We start from the raw sequence: 23,189 nt of genomic DNA on the forward strand, positions 1-23,189 counted from the left end.
TGGTAAATTTATTACCGTTTGTATCGCTTGTTTAGTAATGTCATTTTTTGCGGTATAAAGGATAAGCCTGCTTTGTTGTAATAAGGGTATTTAAAGATTGGTGATTATGTCAGAGAGAAAATTAAGCTTGGTTAACGTTATTTGTTTGTTTCCCCTGAAATAAGAAAGTTATAATCAAATTTCATATTCCGGAAGCAACAGGGGGCATACAATCCCTGTTTTATCCTGACTGAGGAAGCCGCCGTATCTGCCTGGCTATTATCCGGAGAATCAGATGGAACAGAATTTTGTTGAATGTTTTTAACAGGTCATTCCTTCTGTAATTTCTGTTTACCGCCGTATTATTACTGAAAATACCCGTTTCTTTTTTTTCCGCTGACACCCTGTGTCAGGGATAATTATCATGCCGGATCGCTATGAAAAATAAAAAATTCGCTGTCAGCTCTCTTTGCAGTACTCTCCTGCGCACGTTGCTCACTGACCTGACAGAGATATCCTGTGAGGTGGTTTCCCTTGCAGAGTGTGATTTTACTGATGTGGCGCTGTGCCTTATCACAACAGATGATATTGAAAACGGACAGTTCCGGCGTATTGAACAGCAGGGGTTTGGTCAGCCGGTTTTTGTGATGATCGGCAAAGACAATGCCGTACTTACTTCATTGCCGCAGGGGATTGCAGGGGTTATTAATCTGAATGAAGAGGATAACCGGGCTTACCCGCAGGTGTTGCTACAGGCGGCACAGGCATACAGTGACGGGCTGCCGCCGCCGTTTTTCGGGCGTATGATGAATTATACCGCGCAAAATCCGGTTTCATTTGCCTGTCCGGGTCACCAGGGCGGGGAGTTCTTCCGCCGTCATCCCGCTGGGCGTCAGTTTGCGGACTACTTCGGTGATGCGATTTTCCGTGCTGATTTGTGCAATGCAGATACCGCGCTGGGTGATTTACTGATCCACGAGGGCGCGGCCTGTGCAGCTCAGCAACATGCGGCAAGGGTATTCAATGCCGACAAAACGTATTTCGTGCTCAACGGTACGTCCTCATCAAATAAAGTGGTACTCAATGCTCTGCTGACGCCCGGCGACCTGGTATTGTTTGATCGCAATAATCACAAATCAAACCATCACGGCGCACTGATTCAGGCGGGAGCAACCCCGGTGTATCTGGAGGCTGCCCGTAATCCTTTCGGGTTAATCGGGGGGATCGATGCCCGCTGTTTTGATGAGGATTATCTGCGGGCGCGGATTGCGGAAGTTGCCCCCGGGCGGGAAACACAGGCGCGTCCGTTCCGTCTGGCGGTTATCCAGCTTGGTACTTATGACGGCACGGTATATAACGCCCGTCAGGTAGTGGACAGCATTGGTTCCCTGTGTGATTACATTTTGTTTGACTCTGCCTGGGTGGGATATGAGCAGTTTATCCCGATGATGCAGATGTGCTCTCCGTTACTATTAGCGCTGAATGAAAATGACCCCGGTATTCTGGTTACTCAATCCGTTCACAAACAGATGGCGGGCTTCTCCCAGGCATCACAAATCCATAAAAAAGACCGTCATATCAAAGGACAGGCGCGGTATGTCTCTCATAAACAGATGAATAACGCGTTTATGATGCATGCCTCCACCAGCCCGTTTTACCCCTTGTTTGCCGCGCTGGATGTGAATGCGAAAATGCATGCGGGGGAGTCCGGGAAACGCCTGTGGGCGGAGTGTGTGAGAACCGGGATTGAGGCGCGTAAACTGTTGCTGCGCACCTGTCAGTTTATCCGCCCGTTTATCCCGGAAACGGTAAACGGACGCCCGTGGGCTGATGCGGAAACCGGGGTTATCGCCTCAGACCGGCGATTTTTCAATTTTATCCCGGGTGAGCGCTGGCACGGCTTTGACGGGTATGCGGAAGATCAGTATTTTGTCGATCCCTGCAAACTGCTGCTGACCACCCCTGGTGTGGATATCTGCACGGGGGAATATGAGGCGTTTGGTGTGCCTGCAACAATACTGGCGTATTATTTGCGGGAAAATAATATTGTGGCAGAGAAATGCGACCTTAATTCCATTTTATTTTTACTGACACCGGCAGAAACAACAGAAAAAATGCAGCATCTGGTCAGACAGATTGCCTGCTTTGAGCAATTACTGAATGCGGATGCCCCGCTGGAAAACGTGCTGCCGTCACTCTGCCGCACATATCCGGAACGCTATACGGAATATACACTGCGGCAGTTATGTCAGGAAATGCATGATTTATTTGTCCGGCACAATGTAAAGCAGCGGCAGAAAGAGATGTTCCGGCGCACTCATTTCCCGGCGGTGCGGATGTCACCGAAAGTGGCGCATACCGAATTTATCCGTGGCAATACTGAGCGGGTGGCGGTGGCGGATATTTCCGGGCGTATTGCGGCTGAAGGGGCGCTGCCGTATCCGCCGGGGGTATTGTGTGTGGTGCCCGGCGAAGTATGGGAAGCGCCTGTTCAGCACTATTTTCTGGCACTGGAAGAGACAGCAGACCGTTTCCCGGGCTTTGCTCCGGAATTACAGGGCGCTTATTCTGAACGGGATGAACACGGGCGTTTTCGCGTGTATGCGTATGTTATTCATGATAAAAAGGAAAATTAATTATGACGGCAGAACAATTTCACCAGCGGATATGGGAAATTCTCGAAGAGTTAGACAGTGAATATTTTCAGGTGGTAGCGGCACCGGCACCGGATGAAGAAACGGTTGCGGCAATTGACACGCTGGCGGGTTTTCCTGTTCCCGAAGAATATGCGGCATTTTGTCAGCGCACCAACGGGCTGTGTGTGATGGCGCGTGAAGAGTTCTGGCCGGAAGCGGAAGTATATTCTGTTGGTCCGGCATGGACATTCTGGCGCGGCGTTGTGCTTCTGGGTATGGATACAGAAGAATTACCGGAGTGGGCACGTATAACATCTGTATATCAGCAACTTATGGATTATGAAGTGACGGATATTATACCACTGATGAAGATTATCGGTGACGGTAATGTTGTCTGGGGCATAGATGAAACCGGGACAATGGTTGAAGTCTCCGCAGGGGAAGTAACGCCGCTGCCGGAGGATTTTGCCGGGTGCTATACAGAGCAGATCCGGGAACTGGCGGTTCGCCAGAAAGATATGATGAAACTGATCGCTGATCGGGGAAAACAGAGTAACTGAACAATTCTGACCGGCTCCGGTGGTGTGATGACGACGACGCCGGCAGCGGTCAGATTGATTGGCAGTAAAAGATGACCCGCTCTGTTTCACGAAAGCCAAGCGCCTGATGTAACTGTTGTGATGCTGTATTCTCCGGTGAGGTGTCGGATGCCAGCTCACTGCAGCCATTTGTTGCTCCCCATGCTTTGATCTGCCCGGCTAACCGCCCGGCAAATCCCTGACGCCGTACTGCTTCTTTGCAGTAAATTCCTTCAAGAAAAGCGACGGGAGAGGTGGAGCAGCCGTTGACATAATCTTTGCGTATCGCAGCCTCAGCAAAAGCAACCGCAGGAGAATCTCCTGTACACAGGAAAAAGGCATTCAGTGCAGGGTTGCGGATAATATCCCTGATTCCATCGATATGTTTTTGTGCCGGGCAATCCGGCCATAATTCACTGCGCAATGTCAGCCACTCTTGCTCGGTAACATCATGTTTATACTTAATAATAATTGTATTCATATATTATTCCCTCAGTAAGTCATAAAGGTGTGATGGAGCCAGTCACTGACCTCACTGACCATCGCAGGATCTGCACTGTGGCGGTTGCGCAGCAGATAAAAGCCTTTGCCGGGCTGCCGGGTGAGATCCGGAAAAAGCGGCTGAAGCGTCTGTTGCGCCAGTTCATCTTCCACCAGAAAATCATTGGCGATAAGCACCCCCTGCTGATGTTTTGCTGCATCAATGGCCAGCAGGATCTGATCAAAATGCAGCCCGCCGGGAAGAGGTGTCTCCCCGGGCACTATATCCGCATGTTGCTTCAGCCAGGCATCCCAGTAAGGATACAGCGTGGTGTGCAGCAATGTTACCTTTGTCAGGTCTGACGGGACCTTGAGTGCAAAACGCGCTGCGTAATCCGGATGACAAAACAGGCGGCATGGTGCATCAGTCAGCTGTATCCAACCCGGTTGTACCTGTGAATGGCTGCAATAACGGACCGCTAAATCCACATTATCGGTTTCCAGCGAAACCAGCTCTGCCGTGGCGTTCAGATGAAGATCCAGCCCCGGAAAAGCCCTGACAAAATCACTCATCCGCGGAGAGAACCATTTTGCGGCAAGCCCGGGCGGCATAGAAATCGTCAGCTGGTGGTGTGCGCGGTAACGGATTTTTTCACCCGCACTGCGGATCTGCGCCAGTGCAGGCAGAATTAAGCGATAGTATTTTTGTCCTGTTTCCGTCACGGTCAGTTTGCGGATCTCCCTGTAAAAGAGCATGACACCCAGCTCTTCCTCCAGTTTTTTGATCTGCTGACTGACCGCACCGGGCGTTACATGCAGAGATTCAGCGGCATTAATAAAACTGCCGAGACGTACGGCGGCTTCAAATGCCAGCAAGGCTTTCATCGGCGGATAAGCATTCATAGAACAACATCCATGGAATAGTTTTATTATTTCATAAGCGAATTTAAATCGGTTGTAACACACCCGCTGATTTTGAACAATAGCGCCATCAGAAAAAGGAGAGTAAAGGGAGTCATGAACAAATGAATAACAAAACAGCACTGGCATTTGCCTTTCTGGGCATTATCTGGGGTACCAATTTTGTGTTTATGCGCTGGGCGAGTGAGTGGATAACCCCGGTGCAAATTGTCTTTCTGCGGGTTCTGTTCGGCTTTGTCCCGATAGCGATTCTGGCGTGGACACAAAAAGCATTATGTAAATCGCATCTGCGTTATACGGGGCATTTCCTGGTGATGGCACTGTTGGCAACGGTAATTTATTACTGGGCATTTGCCTCCGGTACGTCACTGCTGCTCTCCGGTGTTTCCGGTGTGCTGAGCGGGGCGATTCCGTTGTTTTCGTTTATTGTTGCTGCTGTTTTTCTGCGGCAGGAAAAAATCACCGCCGGGCGGCTGGGGGGGATTTTGCTGGGGTTTGCCGGTGTGGTTCTTATCGCCAAACCGTGGCAGGTCAGCGGGGACAGTATCAGTCTTGCGGGTGTCGGTTATATGATCCTGGGCTCACTGAGTGTGGGGATCTCTTTTGTGTATGCCAAAAAATTTCTGGCAGATAAAAAAATTGCTCCTCCGGCGCTGGCAACTTATCAGATTGGTCTGGCGCTGCTGATTTTAACCTTTATCACGCCGTTTACCGGGATAACCGCGATTGCACAGGATACTACCGCCAGTCTCGGGCTGATTATCGGGCTGGGCTTGCTCGGGACCGGGATTGCGTATCTGACCTATTATTATCTGATCCTCAATCTGGGCGCGGTAGTTGCATCCTCTGTGACCTATATTCCGCCGGTTGTGGCACTGATTGCCGGGGTGACGGTTGCCAATGAGCCGATTGGTCTGACAGAAGTGTTGTCAATGGTACTGATAATGAGCGGGGTCTTTTTATTACAGCGTCCTTCACGCCGTCCGGAAGCGGTGAAGGATACTGAAGCAGTGCAGTAAAATTCCGGACATACCCTTATTCATTCAAACTGCAGGTTCGTTGGCTGTTCTCAGCCCGCCGGGTATGCTCCCCGGCGGTCAGAGCTTGCCGCCTGCCTGCATTCTGAATGATGTTGGGTGCACAAACCTATCTTTTTATTATTTGTTCGACTTGTGTGCTTTTTCCTGCCCCGTTATTGATATCACGGGGTTTTTTTTCGCCTGCAAACTGCATCACTAACACACCTGCGACCACCAGACCTATCCCTGCCAGCTTCGCTATCTGAACCGGTTGTTTTGGCATACCAAACAGACCAAAGTGCTCAATCAGTGCGGAAATCACCAACTGACCGGCAATCACCATCACGAAAAACGTGATCCCGCCGATTTTCGGTACCAGGATCAGGGCGGAGGTCAGATACAGCATTCCCGCTATTCCGCCCAGCCAGATCCAGAGTGGCTGATGCAGCAGTTCAGTACTTAATACCGGCTTTGGTACTTTAAATATTAATAATAACGGTGCTAAAACAATAATACTGATTAATAATGAAACGAGGCTGGCCCACAGCGGGTGTCCCAGATTGCGCGCTAATACTGCGTTACTGACAGCCTGGACCGGTACAACAGCACCGGCAAAAAAAGCACAGATAATCAGGGCGATACCTGATAAAGATAATGTTGTCATCGTTGTCTCCCGATTAACGTTTTGTTAACATCTATCATAGGGTGTTTCTGTCGGGGCGGGAAATGATCAATTTTATAGAGTACTATTCGCCATATGAATAATATAAAGAAATTGGATTTAAATCAGCTTGTTACGCTTCATGCGTTACTGAGAGAGCGCCATGTCAGCCGTGCTGCGGTGTCATTGCACCGCAGCCAGCCGGCGGTCAGTCATACACTGAATCAGTTGCGTGAGTTATTTCAGGATCCGCTGCTTATCCGCAGGCAGGGGCAATATCAGTTATCCAGCAAGGCGGAAGCGCTTTATGCACCGTTGACACAGGCGCTAGGGCAGCTTGATGATTTGATAGCGCAGCAGGATTTCCGTCCGGAAAATTGCGCCCGGCGCTTTAATATTGCTATGTCTGATTATGGTGCGGCTATTTTGTGTGCGAAGCTTATCCGCTATCTGCGTGACAGCGCGCCTGCGGTGAATCTGCAAATCTGGCAGGGCAACCGGGAGGAGATGCAGAGTAAATTACAGGAAGGCAGCCTCGATCTCGCGTTTGGGGTTTTTGCTGCGCCGGATTACACACTGCGCACACAAACTGTTTTTACGGACACCATGGTCAGTGTGGCGGATAAACGGTATTGCACAGAGGGGAAAATGTCGATGGCAGACTGGCTTTCCCATCCTCATATTCTGGCGAGTATGAAACCTTATGAAGCCAATGAGATAGACCGGCAGTTACAACTGCTTAATTACCGGCGGCGTGTTGCGGTTTCAATACCTTACTGGCAGATTGCATCACAGTTACCACAGGGAACGGATTTAATTCTGACGGTCGCACAGCGCGCGTTACCGGATAATATTAGTGAGTCATTGCAGGTATTTGCACCACCGCTGGTGATTGCACCACTAAATTTTCAGATGTTATGGCATCAGCGAAGTGACGGGGACGAGGCATTGAGCTGGTTGAGAGAAGCGGTTATGAAAGTATGTAACTGATAAGCAAGCTATTGATTAATGCTGTGACAGTTTATCAGTTCCAGCAGGTATGCTCCGTTATTGCCGCCACCGCGTTTGGCAAATCCGAATACAAAACGGTGTTTTGATGGCGTAAAATAGGCAAGACCGCCAAGAACTTTAGCATATACCAGTGTATCTTCGCCGATCTCCTGCAAATCATCTTTGGACATCATTGCAAATTGCTGAATAGGGGTAAGCGGCGGAGACTGATAAGGCGCCGGGTGTGTATCGAGTACGATAAACCGGTTGTTCTGAAAAAGAACGACAGAATACCGTTGTTTATCCGTAAAATAGTAGTCACGCAGAACACCTTGTGTTTTCTGGTAACTACCGGGTGATATTTCGCATTTGTAGTACCCGTTCAGCGGGACAGCCGCAGCATGACCGGTCAAACAAATGAATAATAAAATAAGAGTAAGTAAATGCATATATAGAATAATTATTTTTACATGTGATTAGTGTAAGTGGTTATCCATGGTCGTACAATCTGTCCGGATCAATCTTCCTGAAATTAACAGAAAGAATAAAGGTCTGAATGCGTGTATAACGCAAATTTTAAAGTGCATGGCGGGATAGTTACATTTCGAAATAATTATAAATGCATGCATATCGAATTACTGCAAATATCAGCGTAAAATAGAGAAACGCAACTCTTCTCCTCTGACGGATCTCCCCATGCTGGCAAAGTTTTTTCCCGTTATTCTTCTGGTTTTATCCAATATTTTTATGATGTTTGCCTGGTACGGGCACCTGAAATTTACAGATAAACCGCTGTACGCTGTAATTTTTTTCAGTTGGATGATAGCGCTAGCCGAGTATTGCCTGGCCGTTCCGGCGAACCGGCTGGGGCATCAGTATTATAGTGCCGCTGAACTGAAAACCATTCAGGAAGTGATTACACTTTGTGTGTTTATGGTTTTTTCCGTGATGTATCTGGGGGAGGGCGTTACGCTTAATCACCTTGTCGGCTTTGGTTTTATTGCTGTGGGCGCATTTTTTATTTTTAAAGGGCCGTTTTAAACGTAACCGCGCATCACACATTTATGATAACGATACTGTGAATTTATCCATATCATGAGTACGTGACTGTTCTTATATACAGTTATTATACTGTTCCTTCCGGTTTACCGGATATTACTGACCTTTTATAAAGAGCGAGCCAGCCATGTCACAATTACGTTTACAGTATCCGAATCTCAGCCCTGCGGCATATTCAGGCCTGATAGCCTGTAAAAATGCGCTGGAAAACAGCGCATTGGGTGCGGAGTTAACAGAACTTGTTTACCTGCGTGTTTCTCAGATTAACGGCTGCGCATTCTGCCTTGAGATGCACAGCAGTGCCCTGCGCAAAAAATCAGTGCCGCAGACAACACTGGATGCACTGGCGGGCTGGCAGGTGAGTGAGCGGTTTACTGACCGTGAACGTGCCGCCCTGTTATGGGCAGAATCAGTTACACACCTGTCAGCGCAGCAAACTGATGATGCGTTGTATCAAAAGGTTAAAGCATATTTTTCTGATGAAGAGATGAGTGATTTGACCATTGCGGTTGCGCTGATGAATGCATTTAACCGGGTGGCTGTCAGCCTGCGTCAGTAACAGGGATAACAACCACCACGCGCCGGATGATTACTCGGTGGCGTTATCACGCAACCACGGGGTGATAGTCAGCCCGACCAGCAGACCTTCCGGGCTTTGCAGGCGGGTGACGGATTGTCCCCACGGTTCTGTTCTGTCCGCAACCAGCAGCGGATAGCCCTGTTCTGTCAGAAAACGGGTGGCAGCGGGCAGATCCGCGACCTCAAATTCTACCCATGCCTGTGGCTCCGGGTGAGTCTGCGGCCATGTATCCTGACCAAAACAGGACTGTGCTGCCAGGCTGAGCGGCCAGAGTGCAAAATGTTTCACACCGTGTAACTTGTCATGGTCTGCAATCAGATAATCCGGCGCACCGTCCATCGGTGCCAGCGGCAGACCGATACTGTCCGCAAAAAAATGTTTACTGCGTGCAGGCTCGCGGGTAACCGGACCAAAACCGGCAACAAACAAAACGCCGGGAACAGCAGGAAAATCAGACATAACGCAGACTCCGTCAGAGGGGTGATAATCCATCTTACACAGTTGCCCCGAAATAGCATCTCTCCGTAAGGTGCGGCAATGCAGCGGGCATTGTGATTAAAGATCACGTTACTTCAGTTCACTCCGGTATATTCACCCCGAATATGATTTGCCTCAATTATCCACACTGTTAATGGGTCTACCCTGACGCCACATCCACATATTAGCAATGATAATGGTAGGTCTACTTATGTCATTAGTTACACAACTCCCGTCTATTTTCTCTGATTTCTCCGATGCCCGTCAGCAGGGCTTTCTTACTGTTATGGAACTGAAAGAGCAGGGTATTCCGTTAGTGGGAACCTACTGTACTTTTATGCCGCAGGAGATTGCTATGGCGGCTGGCGCTGCCGTTGTTTCTCTGTGCTCCACCAGTGATGAAACTATTGAAGAAGCAGAAAAAACCTTACCCCGCAATTTATGTCCTCTGATAAAAAGCAGCTATGGATTCGGTAAAACCGATAAATGCCCGTATTTCTATTTTTCTGACATTGTTGTTGGTGAAACCACCTGCGACGGCAAGAAAAAGATGTATGAATATATGGCAGAATATAAACCTGTCCATGTGATGCAATTACCGAATAACAGTGAAAGTGCAGAATCTGTCGCGCTCTGGCGCTCAGAAATTATCCGCTTTCAAAAACGTCTGGAAGAGCAGTTCGGCTGTGAAATCACAGAGCAGGGGATCCGCGATGCGATTAATTTACGCAACCGCGAACGCCGCGCTTTAACGGAATTTTACCGGCTCGGGCAACTGAATCCGCCTGCACTGACCGGGCGTGAGCTTCTGAGTGTGGTCTATGGTGCAACATTCAAATTTGATAAAACAGTGCTCATCAATGAGCTGGAAACCCTGACGGCGAAAGTCCGTGCGGAATATGCCGCAGGAAAACGTCTGGATCCGCGTCCGCGCATTCTTATTACCGGCTGTCCTATCGGCGGTGCAGCGGAAAAAGTAGTGCGTATCATTGAAGAAAACGGTGGCTGGGTGGTTGGTTACGAAAACTGTACCGGCGCGAAAGCAACGGAACAATGTGTGGATGAAAATCCGCAAACCGATGTTTATGATGCCCTTACCGAAAAATACCTGGCTATCGGTTGCTCCTGTATCTCACCCAATACACAGCGCCTGAATATGCTCAGTGATATGGTGACAGATTATCATGTCGATGGTGTTATTGATGTTATTTTGCAGGCATGTCATACCTATGCCGTAGAATCATTGCTGATAAATCGTCATATCCGTGAGAAGCATGATATTCCGTATATGGCGATTGAAACGGATTATTCCACGTCTGACACCGGACAGCTTGCTACCCGTATTGCCGCCTTTATTGAAATGTTATAGGGGGCTGTAATGCTGAGTATTGGTATTGATTCCGGCTCTACTGCGACAAAAGGTATTCTGTTCAGTGATGAAAACGGCGGGGAGATCCTGCGCCGTTTTCTTATTCCGACGCCGTTCAAACCACAGTCGGCGATCCTGGAAGCCTGGGAAACATTGTGCGGTGAGTGTGATTTACCGCCGTTTCTTACCCTGACCGGTTACGGGCGGAAACTGGCTGATTTTGCGGATAAGCAGGTCACGGAGATCTCCTGTCACGGGATCGGCGCGCGCTGGTTGCACCCGCAGACGCGGACGGTGATTGATATAGGCGGGCAGGACAGCAAAGTTATCCGTCTGGATGAACAGGGGCATCTCACTGATTTTCTGATGAATGACAAATGTGCCGCCGGAACCGGGCGTTTTCTGGATGTGATAAGCCGGACGCTGGGAACCGACATCACCGCCGTTGATGATACTATCCGGGGTATTGAGCCACATGCTATTTCCAGCATGTGTACGGTTTTTGCTGAATCGGAAGTGATCAGCCTGCGATCAGCGGGCGTTGATCCGGAGACGATTCTGTCAGGCATTGTTAATTCAATGGCACAACGTACTGCCGGGTTTGCCAAGCGCCTGAGTACCGTTCCCGCAGTATTGTTCAGCGGCGGTGTCAGCCGCAGTCAGGTCTTTTGTGAGCGGCTGTCACAGCATCTGGGGGCAGAGGTTATTACTCATCCTGACGGACAATTTGCCGGGGCGATCGGTGCGGCAATTTACGGGCTGCGGCAATTACAGAAACAGGCGGCAAACCCGGCGGAGGCATACATTCTGTGAATGATTATCTGATCCTGTTTGACAACATGCTGGGGGTGGTGGCGATGCGCAAACACCTCACCGCGGAAGGCTGCCCGTTCACAGTGACCGATATTCCGTCATCACTCGGAAAAGCCTGCGGGTTGGGAATACGGCTGAATACGGATGCCGGAATGCTGACCGGGCTTCGCGCCCGCCCGCAGGTCAGTAATATTTACCTCTGCGGACAGGATGAATACATACTGATCGCAGAATAGGTTCTGTCGCTTACACACAGATAACACACCACAATCACGATAATCTCCCGTTTTTTATTCTGTTATTTTGTAAAAAATAAAAAAACCATAGAGTGATATTATCGTGAGCAACGAATTACACAGCATGATCACCACTGATGCAAATCAGGCGGTGGCGCGGGTGGCGTATCAACTGAATGAAGTGATCGCCATCTATCCCATTACACCCAGCTCCACGATGGCGGAGTATGCGGATCATTGGGCCGCAGGTGGTGAGCCGAATCTGTGGGGAGATGTTCCCCGTATGATGGAAATGCAGTCAGAAGGCGGCGCGATTGCCACAGTACATGGCGCACTTCAGACCGGGGCATTATCCACAACGTTTACCTCTTCCCAGGGATTGCTGCTGATGATCCCGTCCCTGTATAAAATCGCCGGACAACTGATGCCGTTTGTTCTGCATGTGGCTGCGCGGACTGTTGCCACACATGCGCTCTCAATTTTCGGAGATCACTCAGATGTTATGGCTGTCCGCCAGACCGGTTGCGCGCTCTTATGTTCAAACAGTGTCCAGCAGGCACAGGATTTTGCCACAATCGCTCAGATAGCGACGCTGCGCAGCCGTATTCCGTTTATTCATTTTTTTGATGGTTTCCGCACGTCTCATGAGATGAATAAAATCACTGCGGTAAGCCGTGCTGAGCTGAATAAACTGATCCCGGCTGACGCTGTCCGCGCTCACCGCGACCGGGCACTGTCACCGGAGCATCCGGTTGTACGGGGGACATCAGCAAATCCGGACACCTATTTTCAGGCGCGGGAAGCGACCAACCCGTGGTATGACGCAACATATCAGCATGTGACACAAGCGATGGCGGAGTTTGCGCAGGTGACCGGGCGTCATTACCAACCCTTTACTTACTACGGACATCCGCAGGCAGAGCGGCTGATTGTTTTGATGGGCTCATCAGCGGGTCCTGCTGAAGAAGTTGCGGACAAACTGGTCTCTCAGGGTGAAACGGTCGGTGTGCTGGAAGTCCATCTTTACCGACCGTTTTCTGCCGCAGATTTTCTGGCGGCTATTCCTGAAACAGTGCGTAATATTGCCGTGCTCGACCGGACAAAAGAGCCGGGCGCGCAGGCAGAACCGCTTTATCTGGATGTGATGACCGCTTTTGCCGAGGCATTTCAGAACGGGGAGCGGGCGGTGCTGCCACGGGTAACCGGCGGACGCTACGGATTATCATCTAAAGAGTTTGATCCGGATTGCGTGATGGCTATTTTCCGCGAATTAACATTAACGTCGCCGAAAAGACGGTTTACCGTAGGGATTATGGATGATGTTACCGGGCTTTCACTGGCGCCGGTTCCGGCAAATCTACCGATCAATCACCGCCTCAGCGCGCTGTTTTACGGGCTTGGCAGCGACGGTACAGTTTCTGCGGCAAAAAATACAATCAGTATTCTTGGTAATAATACCACTGATTATGTGCAGGGCTTCTTTGTCTATGACTCCAAAAAAGCAGGCGGACTGACGGTTTCACATTTGCGTATCAGTGAGCAGCCGATCCGCGCGACTTATCTTATCAGCCGGGCAGATTTTATTGCCTGTCATCAGTGGCAGTTCCTGGATAAATACGCTATTGCTGAAAAACTTGCGCCGGGCGGAATTTTTCTGCTTAACAGTCCGTATCCGGCAGACAAGGTCTGGCATCATATTCCGCAGGATGTTCAGGCGCTGCTGGTTGAAAAACAGGCTCAGCTGTATGTCATCAATGCGTATCAGATAGCCCGCGAATGCCGGTTGGGTGCGCGGATCAATACCGTGATGCAGACTGCATTCTTCCACCTGACCGCACTGCTGCCGCTGACTGAAATTGAGGCCTGTCTGCAACAGGCGGTGATCCGCAGTTACAGCAATAAAGGAAATGAGGTGGTTCAGAACAACCTGGCGGCGATTGCCCGTACGCCTGACGTTCTGATCCGGGTTGCATTGCAACCTGTCGATCCTGACAGTCTGCCACGCCCGCCGGTAGTACCGGATGATGCACCGGACTTTGTTAAAACCGTGACGGCTATGATGCTGGCAGGGTTGGGTGATGCACTGCCGGTTTCGGCATTTCCGCCGGACGGTACCTGGCCGGTTGGCACCACGCGCTGGGAAAAACGCAATATTGCAGAGATGATCCCTATCTGGAAACCCTCACTTTGCACACAGTGCAATTATTGTGTGGCGGCCTGTCCTCATGCGGCTATCCGCGCGAAAGTGGCAGCGCCGGCTGCATTCGGTGATGCGCCTGAAACATTACAGCGTCTGCCGGTCAAAGCCCGCGACATGAAAGGGCTGGATTATGTTTTACAGGTTGCACCGGAAGACTGTACCGGCTGTAACCTGTGTTATGAGGTATGTCCGGCAAAAGACCGGGAAAACCCGGCTATCCGCGCCATCAATATGCAGCCGCGTCTGGCGCATCTGACAGAAGAAAAAGCTAATTTTGATTTCTTCCTGCAACTGCCGGATACCCCCGCTTCACAGATTGAGCGCATTGATATCCGCACATCCCAACTGATAACACCGCTGTTTGAATACTCAGGCGCTTGTGCAGGTTGCGGTGAGACGCCTTATATCAAACTGCTGACCCAGCTTTACGGAGAACAGCTGCTGATTGCCAATGCGACCGGATGCTCCTCGATTTACGGCGGCAATCTGCCGACCACGCCTTATACCACCAATAAAGACGGGCGGGGACCTGCGTGGGCAAATTCACTGTTTGAAGACAATGCTGAGTTCGGGCTGGGCTTCCGGCTGACGGTGGATCAGCATAAAAAACGGGTTAAACGGCTGCTGATGTCCTTTGCGTCACAATTACCGGAAGCGCTGCAACAGCGGTTGACGGATGATGCACTGTCTGCGGATGATAAACGGGCGGCGATTACCGGGCTGAGGGCATTACTGGCAGATAATCCGGATCCGCGCGCGCGTGAACTGGCGGAGGATGCGCACTATCTGCTGCCGAAATCTGTCTGGCTGATTGGTGGTGATGGCTGGGCTTATGATATCGGTTTCGGCGGGTTGGATCATGTTCTGAGCAGCGGTGAAAATGTGAACGTGCTGGTGCTGGATACCCAGTGTTATTCCAATACCGGCGGCCAGCAGTCAAAAGCCACGCCGATGGGTGCGGTGACCAAATTTGGAGAAGAAGGCAAAGGTAAGTCCCGCAAAGATCTGGGATTGTCGATGATGATGTACGGCAATGTTTTTGTGGCACAAATTGCAATTGGTGCACAGATGAACCAGACTGTTAAAGCGATTCAGGAAGCAGAATCGTATCCCGGCCCGTCACTGGTTATTGCTTACAGCCCGTGTGAGGAACATGGCTACGATCTGGCCTTCAGTTACGATCAGATGAAATCCCTGACAGCCAGCGGATTCTGGCCGCTGTACCGCTTTGATCCGCGCCGTGAGGGAACCGGCAAAGCAGCGCTGATCCTTGACTCCCGTTCGCCGTCTGTACCACTATCTGATGTGATAAATCAGGAGCAACGCTTTAACCGGCTGAATAACAGTGACCCGTCAAGAGCCGCTATGCTGGTGGATCAGGCATCACAGCGGATTGCAAAACAGTATGCCCTGCTGGAATTGCTGGCTTCACAAAAATCTGCTCCTGCAAAACCGGCAGAAACAGACAATCGCGCGGAAGATGGCTAACAGGCTGATGATTAAGGGAGCGATAATTAATACACATACAGGAACGGAAGCCATTACAGAGGAAATCCTGCCCGCAACAGAGCGGGATATTCCTCTGCTGATTGCACTGGATACCGTTGCCGTACATGATACTCAGCGTTGTGCGGACATCCGGCAATGGGTCGCGCAGGGAGAGTGCTGTGTTGTACGTCGCGGGGCTGATATTGTGGCTTATGGCGTATTGCATTACCATTTTTTCCACTGTGGATTCATTGAGTTGCTGATGGTTTCACAAACGCAGCGCGGGCAGGGGATCGGACGTCATTTACTGATTGCGTTGCAAAAGCAATGCCGGACAAAAAAGCTGTTTACCTCGGTTAATTTATCTAATAAAGGTATGCAGACACTGTTATTGAGTCAGGGATTTATCCTCAGCGGGCAGGTGGATAACCTGGATGACGGGGATCCGGAGTTATTTTATTTATTCGCCGGATAGTAATCAGAAAAATATAATTAAGACCGGACCGATTTCGGCAACGCAGGGTAAATAAAAGCGGGCTGTGTTTTCACTGCCCGCTCAGATCCACCGTCTGTTTTATGTTATCCGTCAGCGGACAGAAAACTGTTTACGGCGTTTTTCATATTTTGCCGGATTGCGGTGAAAGTGACGCCAGTGCGGCTCTTGTGCGGCGTACAGCAGTTCATAATCCCCGCGTGAATCACCCCAGGCACGCAGATGATAAGCGGATAAATCGCCGTAAATATGCTTCAGCCGGGCAATTTTCTGACCGCAGCGGCAGTTATTTCCGCTGATTTTTCCGGTCAGAATACCGTCTTTGACATCCAGCTGTGTGCCAATCAGTTTGATCCCCAGACGATCAGTAAAGGGACGCAAAACCAGCTCCGGCGATGCCGAGCACAAAGTGACTTCCGCTCCGGAATCAATTTCGGCCTCAACAGCCTGTAATCCTTCCTGACGCATCATTTTTGCCCAGTAGCGTGAGCAGAATATTTTCGCTTTCTCTTCCACCCAGCGGGCTTCGACACCGGTCAGAAAGGTGGTGATCAGCACTTCTTTTAACTCGTCGCGGGTCAGTCTGCGGGAAAAACAGCGCAGAGTCGGTAAAACCAGCCGCAGCATCTTCAGGGTAAAAATACGTTTTCCGAACGCAAAGCGCAGGAAAGGGACAAAACTGTCACTGTGGGTCAGCGTGCCGTCAAAATCAAAAACGGATAAAACCGGTTTGTCTGACGGGGAAGGTGCGTGCATAACGGCTCATACTCCGGTTAAAAAAAGACATCCTGCTGAGTCTAGCACTTTTTTTAGCGGAAAGGATAAACCTGAGCGCAGGAAGGGCAGCGGAATAACATCACTTGCTGCACTGTCATAAGTTAATTACTATCACCTGATTGATTATTATTCATTAAACTGTCTGGCTGCATCAAGGGAAGCCGGCAAACGCTGAGGGTCATTCATGATCGCAATCAGTGCCTGTCTGGCAGGCGAAGCTGTCCGGTATGACGGCAGTCATAAGTTGTATGCCCCGCTGAAAAAGCTTCAGGAATACGGACTTGCTGTTCCGGTGTGCCCGGAAATTCTCGGCGGCCTGCCGGTTCCGCGCGCACCGGCAGAAATTACCGGCGGAGACGGAAAAGATGTCTGGCAGGGACACGCCCGTGTGGTGGCTCAGGATGGTGAGGATGTGACTGACGCTTTTATGCAGGGTGCGCAACGGGCGCTTGAATACCTGAAGCAGCGGCACATCACCCATGTGATTTTAAAAGCCAACAGTCCTTCCTGCGGCAGTGGTCTTATTTACAGCGGCCGGTTCGACGGCACACTGAAAACCGGTTCCGGCGTGGCAACAGCACTGTTTGAAGCAAGCGGTATCACTGTCTGGCATGAGGAGCATCCGGAACTGGCTGTATGGATTGCGGATACACTACGCTGTGCACAGGCGGGAAAGGATAAATGATAAATCTGATACCCGCGTCTGTTTTTGTTCCGGTTGCGGGTATGCCGGGTTGAAGCGCCCTTTCAGAATCTGACAGGGTTAAAGGGTTGTTAATATAAAAAGGGTCTGATTTATGTATCCGGTTGATTTACATGCACACACTATTGCCAGCACGCATGCGTACAGTACTGTCAGTGAGTATTTTGCGCAGGCGGCGGAAAAAGGTATGAAGCTGTTCGCGATAACCGATCACGGACCGGACATGGCAGATGCACCTCACTCGTGGCATTTTTCTAATATGCCGGTTCTGCCGCGGATGATTAACGGAGCCGGGCTGCTGTACGGCATTGAAGCGAATATTAAAAACCTGGCCGGCGAAACAGATTGCACAGATAAAATGGCAAAACAGCTGGATATCATCCTGGCGGGTTTTCATGAACCGGTTCTGCAACCTCGGGGGCAGGCCGCAAATACACAGGCGATGATAGCCACTATCCGCAGCGGCAAGGTGCAGATTATTACCCATCCGGGCAACCCTAAGTATCCGGTTGATATTCAGGCAGTAGTTCAGGCGGCAAAAGAGTGCAATGTGGCACTGGAGATGAATAACTCATCATTTCTGCACTCACGGACAGGTAGTGAGAAACATTGCCGCGCAATAGCAGAGGCTGTACGGGATAGTGGCGGCTGGGTTTCTCTCGGTTCTGATTCCCACTATGCAGGGTATTTGGGGAATTTTGAACGCGTGCTTGCGATGCTCCGCGAGATTGAATTTCCCGACGCACAGATCCTGAATGTCACACCGCGCCGGGTACTGGATTTCCTTGAATCCCACGGACGCAAGCCCATTCCTGAATTTGCCGGGCTGTGATAAAAAGCCCCGCAAAGCAGCGCGGGGCAGATACTTTATTTTGTACGCAGATCGTAATTCCAGTTCGTTTTTTCCAGTGCCTCAATGCTTTCCACCACAAGATCCGTCAGGGCATCCAGCATTTTTTCGCCTTTTTCAATACCGGCGTAAGTCGGGTCACCGGTAGCACCTGTTACAGACACTTCTGTTATATCCCACATGATCTGGACATTATCACCATGGCGGATACTGTCCTCAGGCATCTGGCGCACGGCTTTGCTTAAATCACATAAGTCCGGGCAGACGGCCGCAGTAATTGACGATTCACCTTCTCCGCCATGACCCAGCCCGCCCCATTCACGGAAAAAATTATCCCCGAGACGGCTGCCGAGCACTGACCACCATGCCGGCAGGAAAGCGAATACCACATCTTTATGGCGCGCTTTGACATTGCGCTGTGCGATATCCAGCGACGGAATATTTCCGTCATGACCATTGAAGACAAAAATGTGTTTGATGCCGTACTGGATCAGGCTTTCGAACATATCTTCCGCAATGGCAATCACGGTTTCAAAGCGGATATTAATCGCCATCGGCGTGCCGTTATAGTGTGCGGATGTACCGAAAGGCACGCCCGGTACCACAATGGTGCGCGATAACCGCTGTGCCGCACGTTTTGCAACCGCCTCCGGCACAAACAGATCAGGACCCAGGGGCAGATGCGGACCGTGGCTTTCACAACTGCCGAAAATGGTAATGGCGCTGTCAATTTGCCCGTTATCGAACAATGTTTTCAGTTCTTCGGTATTGAACTCATTTAAAACAACTTTTTTCATGATGATCTCCCTGCTGCCGGTGATGCTGCTTTTGCAGCCAGTAACGGGTGCAGAATCAGATAAAGGATGATGGTAAACACCAGGGCTAACAAGCCGGTAGGCCAGTCAGACAGAATATTATTCATTGCCATAATCAGCCCTGAAGCCATCCCCGCCAGGGCGCTTATCACGCCTGCATAATTGCATTTCGGCTGACTGTTAATCTGGCTGATATCATATTTACATCTGCGGGTGACATAGTAATCAGCCAGCAAAGGACCGGCGAGTGGCGGTGCCATAATGCCGAGATAATTAATAAAATCAGCAAAGAATATCTGGTAAAAGCCAATGGCGCCCAATACCGTGCCGAGTATCCCGGTTGAGAGTATCAGGATGTTTTTATTGACTTTAATACCTACAGAGTCCAGCACCGGGCCGGTGTACAGTGAGTTACAGTAAAGCTCTGCGTCGTTGGTGGTCCACAGAGACAGTGTCCAGGTGACAACGCCGAGCAGGGCCAGCAAAAAGCTTTTTTCAATCATCCAGGTAACATAGTTCGGCATTCCGACAGTCATAGTGCCGATGTACCCGACCACATTGAGCAGCGGATTGGTAAAAATAAAACATGCCGCAGATCCCCAGAAAACCGCAGAAATACTTTTATTAAAACGGAACAGATCCACACCCATCACGGCACCGGCAATCCAGCTGCCGACAACCATGGTGATCGCCGTTGACAGCATCAGCCCTTCATTGCGGTTTGAATTTTCAATAAAGACAGATAACCCGCCGCCCTCCTGTAACATCGCATAGCCGGTGACGACAGCAATAATCATAATGATCGGCGAAACGGGAATGGCGATAATTTCCAGTCCTTTCATGCCGTGAAGTGAGGTGTAAGTGAATAGTAATCCGGCGACCACACAGGAGATAAAAATTTCAAGAGTGATAGGCGCACCGTTATAACCGTGTGCGCCCGGATCAAAGACAATTATCCCGCTGGGATTACCCAGAAACGATCCCCAGATATCACCGACCATCCCGGTGATAGCGGCAAACCAGCCGAGTGTCAGCAGCCCCATCGCGATCATCGGCAGGTTAGATCCCAGATAACCGTATGAAAAACGACTGAGAAGCGCCAGGCTCAGACCTGTGCGCTGTGCCATGATGCCGAGCAGGGAGGTGAGAATAAATAACAATCCCATGCCGATGGCTATCGCCAGCAGCGCCATCGGGAACGACATCCCCGGTCCGCCGTTGGCACCTGCCAGTGCACCGCCGATAAAAAGTCCGGTGGCGACATAACCAAACCCTATCCACACGAGAATCTGTTTCCAGGTCTCCCGCCTGTGTGTCATGGGTATGGGGGTAAACATAAAATCACTGTCATGCGTTTGTGGCGCATGTGAGGTGTCTTGTTTGCTCATTGTGTTTTTCCTTATCCCGTGTTGTGTTGGCATGTTGCCGGTAAAAGTACGACTGAAATCAAAAATATCGAACTGTTGTTATGTTTTATTATTAGCCCGATAAAGTATTCATTAGCAACTAAATTAATGAAAAATAAAGGAAAAGAAAATTTAATGTAACGGACGGGTTATCGGGGAAAGTGACAATATGAGTGAAAAAAAAGAGGTGCAGGGAAGAAAGTGACGTGGAAACCGCTGCCGTCAGAGTTGACGGCAGCAGAAAATATACCCAACGTCATTCAGGATGCAGCCAACGAACCTGCAGTTTGAATGAATAAGGGTAAAATCAGCAGCGGGCGGCGTTGTTACTCAGGTAACGGTCTCAGGCAGACGGAAGACCCGAAATTACCGTGGTTACATTCGACCCGGAATTTCCCGTAGCGGCTGAGAAATCCCAGCAGGCTGTCGCCGGAATTAAAGGTGATAATACCGGTTACCGGCTGACCGTCTGTCGACACATGGGGCATAAAGCTATCTGCCAGCGCCCGTTTTACCAGTCCCGCTTCTGCGGAGGAGCCGATATAAAATTCAGACTTCAGCCAGGTCACACCGGCGGGCACGGAATCAACACCCGCAGAGCGCGCGGCGGCAAACACCATCAATATCCAGCCGTTGGAGTTCTGACTGTCTGTCGCAAACGGATGCGCCAGCATATTGTAATCAGGATTATGAAGCGCTTTACGCAGTGCGGGGTCACGAAGAACTCTCAGCAACTGCGACTGTAAGGCGGGCGGGAAATGCAGTGTGGCGATGGTGTTTCCGGCAAGATCATCATCAATAAACTGATACAAACCCTGGATCCACAGTTCAGATTGTGCCGTCCCGCAGGTATTAAGATTGTGATATACCCGCCAGGTCCCGTTACGTTCTCTTACGGCATATCCGGCATGGGAAAATGTCAGCCCGTACTCACTGAGAGTCTGTCCCTGGCGCACCAGCAGAACAACTCTGTCGCCCTGTTGTTCCAGCCAGTCATGCAAAACCTTTGCCTGACTGGTACGCAGCGCCGCTTCCTGCGGGGTCGGCGGGGTTTTATCCGTGCAGTTCTGACTGCCGCTGAATGCCGGGCCGGATATAATGAGCAGGACAGTCAGGATTACTGATTTCAGCAGGCGCATATTATGGCATTTTCTCCTGATGGGTTAATTCACGGTCATCTTGTGTCACCATGTGGGAAATGACTTTTCCGTCTTTTTTCAGATACGCACCGGCACCTTTTTCCGCAGGCTCTATAGTAAGTTTATCACCGGGTTTTACCGGATTGTTTTCCAGTTTTTCAGTTGCAACCAAAAGAGTGATATCTTCTTTTTTTGCGTTCTTAGCCGTAATCGTGGTTACTTTTTCTTTTTTATTATTCTCCACTGATTCAGCAATTAGCTGAGCAGGCAAAATAATAGGGGATAAAATAGCTCCGCTTATCATAACAGAACTGTAAACACTACCGGCGCTGCTGAGTACCGCAGTCGATAAATAAGGATTTTCCGGTAATTTTCCTGCATAGGAGGGCAGAACGATCAAAGAGGCAGCAAACACCATTGCCGGAAAAATAAACTTGTTCATGCTGTTTCCTTATCAATGAATAAATGTTTTTTTCACGCGATCAGAGACCCGGAAATAGAATAGCCAAATCATCGCATAAAAGAGGGCTTTTATCAGCGGTAAGGTTGTGAGGAACCCTGCAGAAGAGGGGATAAAACCGATAATACTGGCAAAAATAAGGGCTTCGGCACTTATGTACAACAATATGAACCCGGTAAAAACGCGCGGCAGAAGCCGGGAACGTTTCAAAAAGAAAGTCAGGGTGATGATGGCTCCTGCAATATAAAGAATATCGGTTATTGCCATAATATGTAGTGTGGGCATCATATTACGGGGAAGCGGATAGCCGTCACTCAGAACAGTATAATAACCGAGCAGGGAGTAGATCCCTGAAACAATAAAAAGAAATAAGCTGATTAACGGCAACCAGAGCCACCCGTCTATCCGCGAATAGAGCTTTTCAGTACATTCGCTGCAGTAATCTGCATGGGGTGCAATCTCTTTTTTATGGCACTCAATACATAACCACCGGGTTTCTATGACAGGTGCTTCCATTTTATTTTCCCGAAAATACGGATTATTTTGCCTGATTACTTATCCGGCTCATGATAATCGCATCCACATAACGACCATCCCGGAAAGCATAATCGCGGGCAATACCTTCACGCTGAAAACCAAATTTTTCATACAGCGCCAGTCCATCCGGATTATTAGCAAAAACTTCTAATTCAATGCGGCGGATATCCAGCCAGTTATCGCAATAATCAATCATTGCCTGCATCAGTGTACTGCCTATTCCCTGACCACGGTAACTTTTATCAACGGTAATACCAAAACTGACCACATGCCGGCGGCGGGGATTACTGTTTTGATTAATACCCAGCAACCCTACGACAGCACCTTCAACAACGGCAACCAGGCGGGTGGATAACGCTTCATTCTGACTCATGCGCTGCTCCCAGAATTTACGGGAAGAGTAGGGCATCTGAAGTGTATTGGCATAAGAATTAAAATCTTTATGCATTTCGTATAATGCAGCTGCATCTGTTGCTTCTGCCAACCGTACTGTAATCTGGCGCAATGTTATCGTCCTTATATG

General features: G+C 49.8%; 25 protein-coding genes. 13 read left to right on the top strand and 12 right to left on the bottom strand.

The annotated features are described in order from the left end of the window. Positions 1–416: 416 nt before the first annotated feature. Entirely contained in the window at positions 417–2,615 is a 2,199-nt protein-coding gene (gene speC, locus ACMHKJ_RS17620) for an ornithine decarboxylase (RefSeq protein WP_413495972.1), read from the top strand. 2 nt (positions 2,616–2,617) lie between these two features. Next, positions 2,618–3,175: an SMI1/KNR4 family protein gene (locus ACMHKJ_RS17625; protein ID WP_413495974.1), complete on the top strand. Its 558-nt coding sequence runs from the start codon at positions 2,618–2,620 to the stop codon at positions 3,173–3,175. A 49-nt stretch (positions 3,176–3,224) separates the two neighbouring features. Here the strand turns inward: ACMHKJ_RS17625 and aac(6') are convergent, their stop codons facing one another. Both aac(6') and ACMHKJ_RS17635 read right to left on the bottom strand, forming a co-directional pair. Then, positions 3,225–3,665 carry an aminoglycoside 6'-N-acetyltransferase gene (aac(6'), locus tag ACMHKJ_RS17630; protein ID WP_413496059.1) on the bottom strand — a complete coding sequence of 147 codons (441 nt, stop codon included), beginning with the start codon at positions 3,663–3,665 and terminating at the stop codon, positions 3,225–3,227. A 20-nt stretch (positions 3,666–3,685) separates the two neighbouring features. After that, entirely contained in the window at positions 3,686–4,576 is an 891-nt protein-coding gene (locus tag ACMHKJ_RS17635; protein ID WP_413495976.1) for a LysR substrate-binding domain-containing protein, read from the bottom strand. Between the two features lie 122 nt (positions 4,577–4,698). Here ACMHKJ_RS17635 and ACMHKJ_RS17640 point away from each other — a divergent pair, with 122 nt between their 5' ends. Next, positions 4,699–5,613 (top strand): DMT family transporter, encoded by a 915-nt coding sequence (locus tag ACMHKJ_RS17640; RefSeq protein WP_413495978.1) that lies wholly within the window; start codon positions 4,699–4,701, stop codon positions 5,611–5,613. A gap of 127 nt (positions 5,614–5,740) precedes the next feature. Here ACMHKJ_RS17640 and ACMHKJ_RS17645 read toward each other — a convergent pair whose 3' ends face one another. Next, positions 5,741–6,277, bottom strand: a complete 537-nt coding sequence (locus tag ACMHKJ_RS17645; RefSeq protein WP_413495980.1) for a DMT family transporter — start codon at positions 6,275–6,277, stop codon at positions 5,741–5,743. A gap of 93 nt (positions 6,278–6,370) precedes the next feature. Here ACMHKJ_RS17645 and ACMHKJ_RS17650 point away from each other — a divergent pair, with 93 nt between their 5' ends. Beyond that, positions 6,371–7,264 carry a LysR family transcriptional regulator gene (locus tag ACMHKJ_RS17650; protein ID WP_413495982.1) on the top strand — a complete coding sequence of 298 codons (894 nt, stop codon included), beginning with the start codon at positions 6,371–6,373 and terminating at the stop codon, positions 7,262–7,264. An 8-nt stretch (positions 7,265–7,272) separates the two neighbouring features. Here ACMHKJ_RS17650 and ACMHKJ_RS17655 read toward each other — a convergent pair whose 3' ends face one another. Beyond that, a complete protein-coding gene (locus tag ACMHKJ_RS17655) occupies positions 7,273–7,713 on the bottom strand; it encodes a hypothetical protein (protein WP_413495983.1) in 441 nt (146 codons plus the stop codon). Between the two features lie 247 nt (positions 7,714–7,960). On the opposite strand from ACMHKJ_RS17655, the gene ACMHKJ_RS17660 reads away from it, so the two are divergent. Then, positions 7,961–8,305 (top strand): DMT family protein, encoded by a 345-nt coding sequence (locus ACMHKJ_RS17660; RefSeq protein ID WP_413495985.1) that lies wholly within the window; start codon positions 7,961–7,963, stop codon positions 8,303–8,305. Between the two features lie 145 nt (positions 8,306–8,450). Beyond that, on the top strand, positions 8,451–8,882 hold the full coding sequence (locus ACMHKJ_RS17665; protein ID WP_413495987.1) for a carboxymuconolactone decarboxylase family protein: 432 nt from the start codon (positions 8,451–8,453) through the stop codon (positions 8,880–8,882). Positions 8,883–8,912: 30 nt separating this feature from the next. On the opposite strand, the gene ACMHKJ_RS17670 is transcribed toward ACMHKJ_RS17665, so the two are convergent. Next, positions 8,913–9,362, bottom strand: a complete 450-nt coding sequence (locus ACMHKJ_RS17670) for a VOC family protein (protein ID WP_413495988.1) — start codon at positions 9,360–9,362, stop codon at positions 8,913–8,915. 229 nt (positions 9,363–9,591) lie between these two features. Between ACMHKJ_RS17670 and ACMHKJ_RS17675 the strand changes: the two genes are divergently transcribed. The 5 genes from ACMHKJ_RS17675 to ACMHKJ_RS17695 all read left to right on the top strand — a co-directional run bounded on the left by ACMHKJ_RS17675 (position 9,592) and on the right by ACMHKJ_RS17695 (position 15,961). After that, positions 9,592–10,749: a double-cubane-cluster-containing anaerobic reductase gene (locus tag ACMHKJ_RS17675; protein ID WP_413495990.1), complete on the top strand. Its 1,158-nt coding sequence runs from the start codon at positions 9,592–9,594 to the stop codon at positions 10,747–10,749. A 9-nt stretch (positions 10,750–10,758) separates the two neighbouring features. Continuing rightward, a complete protein-coding gene (locus tag ACMHKJ_RS17680; protein WP_413495992.1) occupies positions 10,759–11,562 on the top strand; it encodes an acyl-CoA dehydratase activase in 804 nt (267 codons plus the stop codon). Continuing rightward, positions 11,559–11,798, top strand: coding sequence for a putative Se/S carrier-like protein (locus ACMHKJ_RS17685; RefSeq protein WP_413495994.1), 240 nt, complete (start codon positions 11,559–11,561; stop codon positions 11,796–11,798). Before ACMHKJ_RS17680 ends, ACMHKJ_RS17685 begins: the two co-directional genes overlap by 4 nt. A 124-nt stretch (positions 11,799–11,922) precedes the next feature. Then, on the top strand, positions 11,923–15,486 hold the full coding sequence (gene nifJ, locus ACMHKJ_RS17690) for a pyruvate:ferredoxin (flavodoxin) oxidoreductase (RefSeq protein WP_413496061.1): 3,564 nt from the start codon (positions 11,923–11,925) through the stop codon (positions 15,484–15,486). After that, positions 15,479–15,961, top strand: coding sequence for a GNAT family N-acetyltransferase (locus tag ACMHKJ_RS17695; protein ID WP_413495996.1), 483 nt, complete (start codon positions 15,479–15,481; stop codon positions 15,959–15,961). The genes nifJ and ACMHKJ_RS17695 overlap by 8 nt, the downstream gene beginning before the upstream one ends. A gap of 111 nt (positions 15,962–16,072) precedes the next feature. On the opposite strand, the gene ACMHKJ_RS17700 is transcribed toward ACMHKJ_RS17695, so the two are convergent. Then, positions 16,073–16,735 carry an HAD family hydrolase gene (locus ACMHKJ_RS17700; RefSeq protein WP_413495998.1) on the bottom strand — a complete coding sequence of 221 codons (663 nt, stop codon included), beginning with the start codon at positions 16,733–16,735 and terminating at the stop codon, positions 16,073–16,075. A 205-nt stretch (positions 16,736–16,940) separates the two neighbouring features. Between ACMHKJ_RS17700 and ACMHKJ_RS17705 the strand changes: the two genes are divergently transcribed. Together ACMHKJ_RS17705 and ACMHKJ_RS17710 are read left to right on the top strand one after the other, a co-directional pair. Continuing rightward, positions 16,941–17,441 carry a 2-thiouracil desulfurase family protein gene (locus ACMHKJ_RS17705; RefSeq protein WP_413496000.1) on the top strand — a complete coding sequence of 167 codons (501 nt, stop codon included), beginning with the start codon at positions 16,941–16,943 and terminating at the stop codon, positions 17,439–17,441. A gap of 112 nt (positions 17,442–17,553) precedes the next feature. Then, on the top strand, positions 17,554–18,291 hold the full coding sequence (locus tag ACMHKJ_RS17710) for a phosphatase (RefSeq protein ID WP_413496002.1): 738 nt from the start codon (positions 17,554–17,556) through the stop codon (positions 18,289–18,291). Positions 18,292–18,326: 35 nt separating this feature from the next. On the opposite strand, the gene ACMHKJ_RS17715 is transcribed toward ACMHKJ_RS17710, so the two are convergent. From ACMHKJ_RS17715 to ACMHKJ_RS17740, 6 genes are all read right to left on the bottom strand, one after another. After that, positions 18,327–19,106: a creatininase family protein gene (locus ACMHKJ_RS17715; protein WP_413496004.1), complete on the bottom strand. Its 780-nt coding sequence runs from the start codon at positions 19,104–19,106 to the stop codon at positions 18,327–18,329. Further along, positions 19,103–20,512, bottom strand: coding sequence for a purine-cytosine permease family protein (locus ACMHKJ_RS17720; RefSeq protein ID WP_413496006.1), 1,410 nt, complete (start codon positions 20,510–20,512; stop codon positions 19,103–19,105). Before ACMHKJ_RS17720 ends, ACMHKJ_RS17715 begins: the two co-directional genes overlap by 4 nt. Positions 20,513–20,856: 344 nt before the next feature. Further along, positions 20,857–21,669 (bottom strand): DUF2145 domain-containing protein, encoded by an 813-nt coding sequence (locus ACMHKJ_RS17725; protein ID WP_413496008.1) that lies wholly within the window; start codon positions 21,667–21,669, stop codon positions 20,857–20,859. A 1-nt stretch (position 21,670) separates the two neighbouring features. Beyond that, positions 21,671–22,111, bottom strand: a complete 441-nt coding sequence (locus tag ACMHKJ_RS17730) for an STM0539 family protein (RefSeq protein WP_413496009.1) — start codon at positions 22,109–22,111, stop codon at positions 21,671–21,673. Positions 22,112–22,123: 12 nt separating this feature from the next. Next, a complete protein-coding gene (locus ACMHKJ_RS17735) occupies positions 22,124–22,645 on the bottom strand; it encodes a DUF2569 domain-containing protein (RefSeq protein WP_413496011.1) in 522 nt (173 codons plus the stop codon). A 22-nt stretch (positions 22,646–22,667) separates the two neighbouring features. After that, entirely contained in the window at positions 22,668–23,171 is a 504-nt protein-coding gene (locus ACMHKJ_RS17740) for a GNAT family N-acetyltransferase (protein WP_067363906.1), read from the bottom strand. Positions 23,172–23,189: the final 18 nt, after the last annotated feature.

Source organism: Morganella psychrotolerans (assembly GCF_965118875.1).
Classification (GTDB): Bacteria; Pseudomonadota; Gammaproteobacteria; order Enterobacterales; family Enterobacteriaceae; genus Morganella; species Morganella psychrotolerans_C.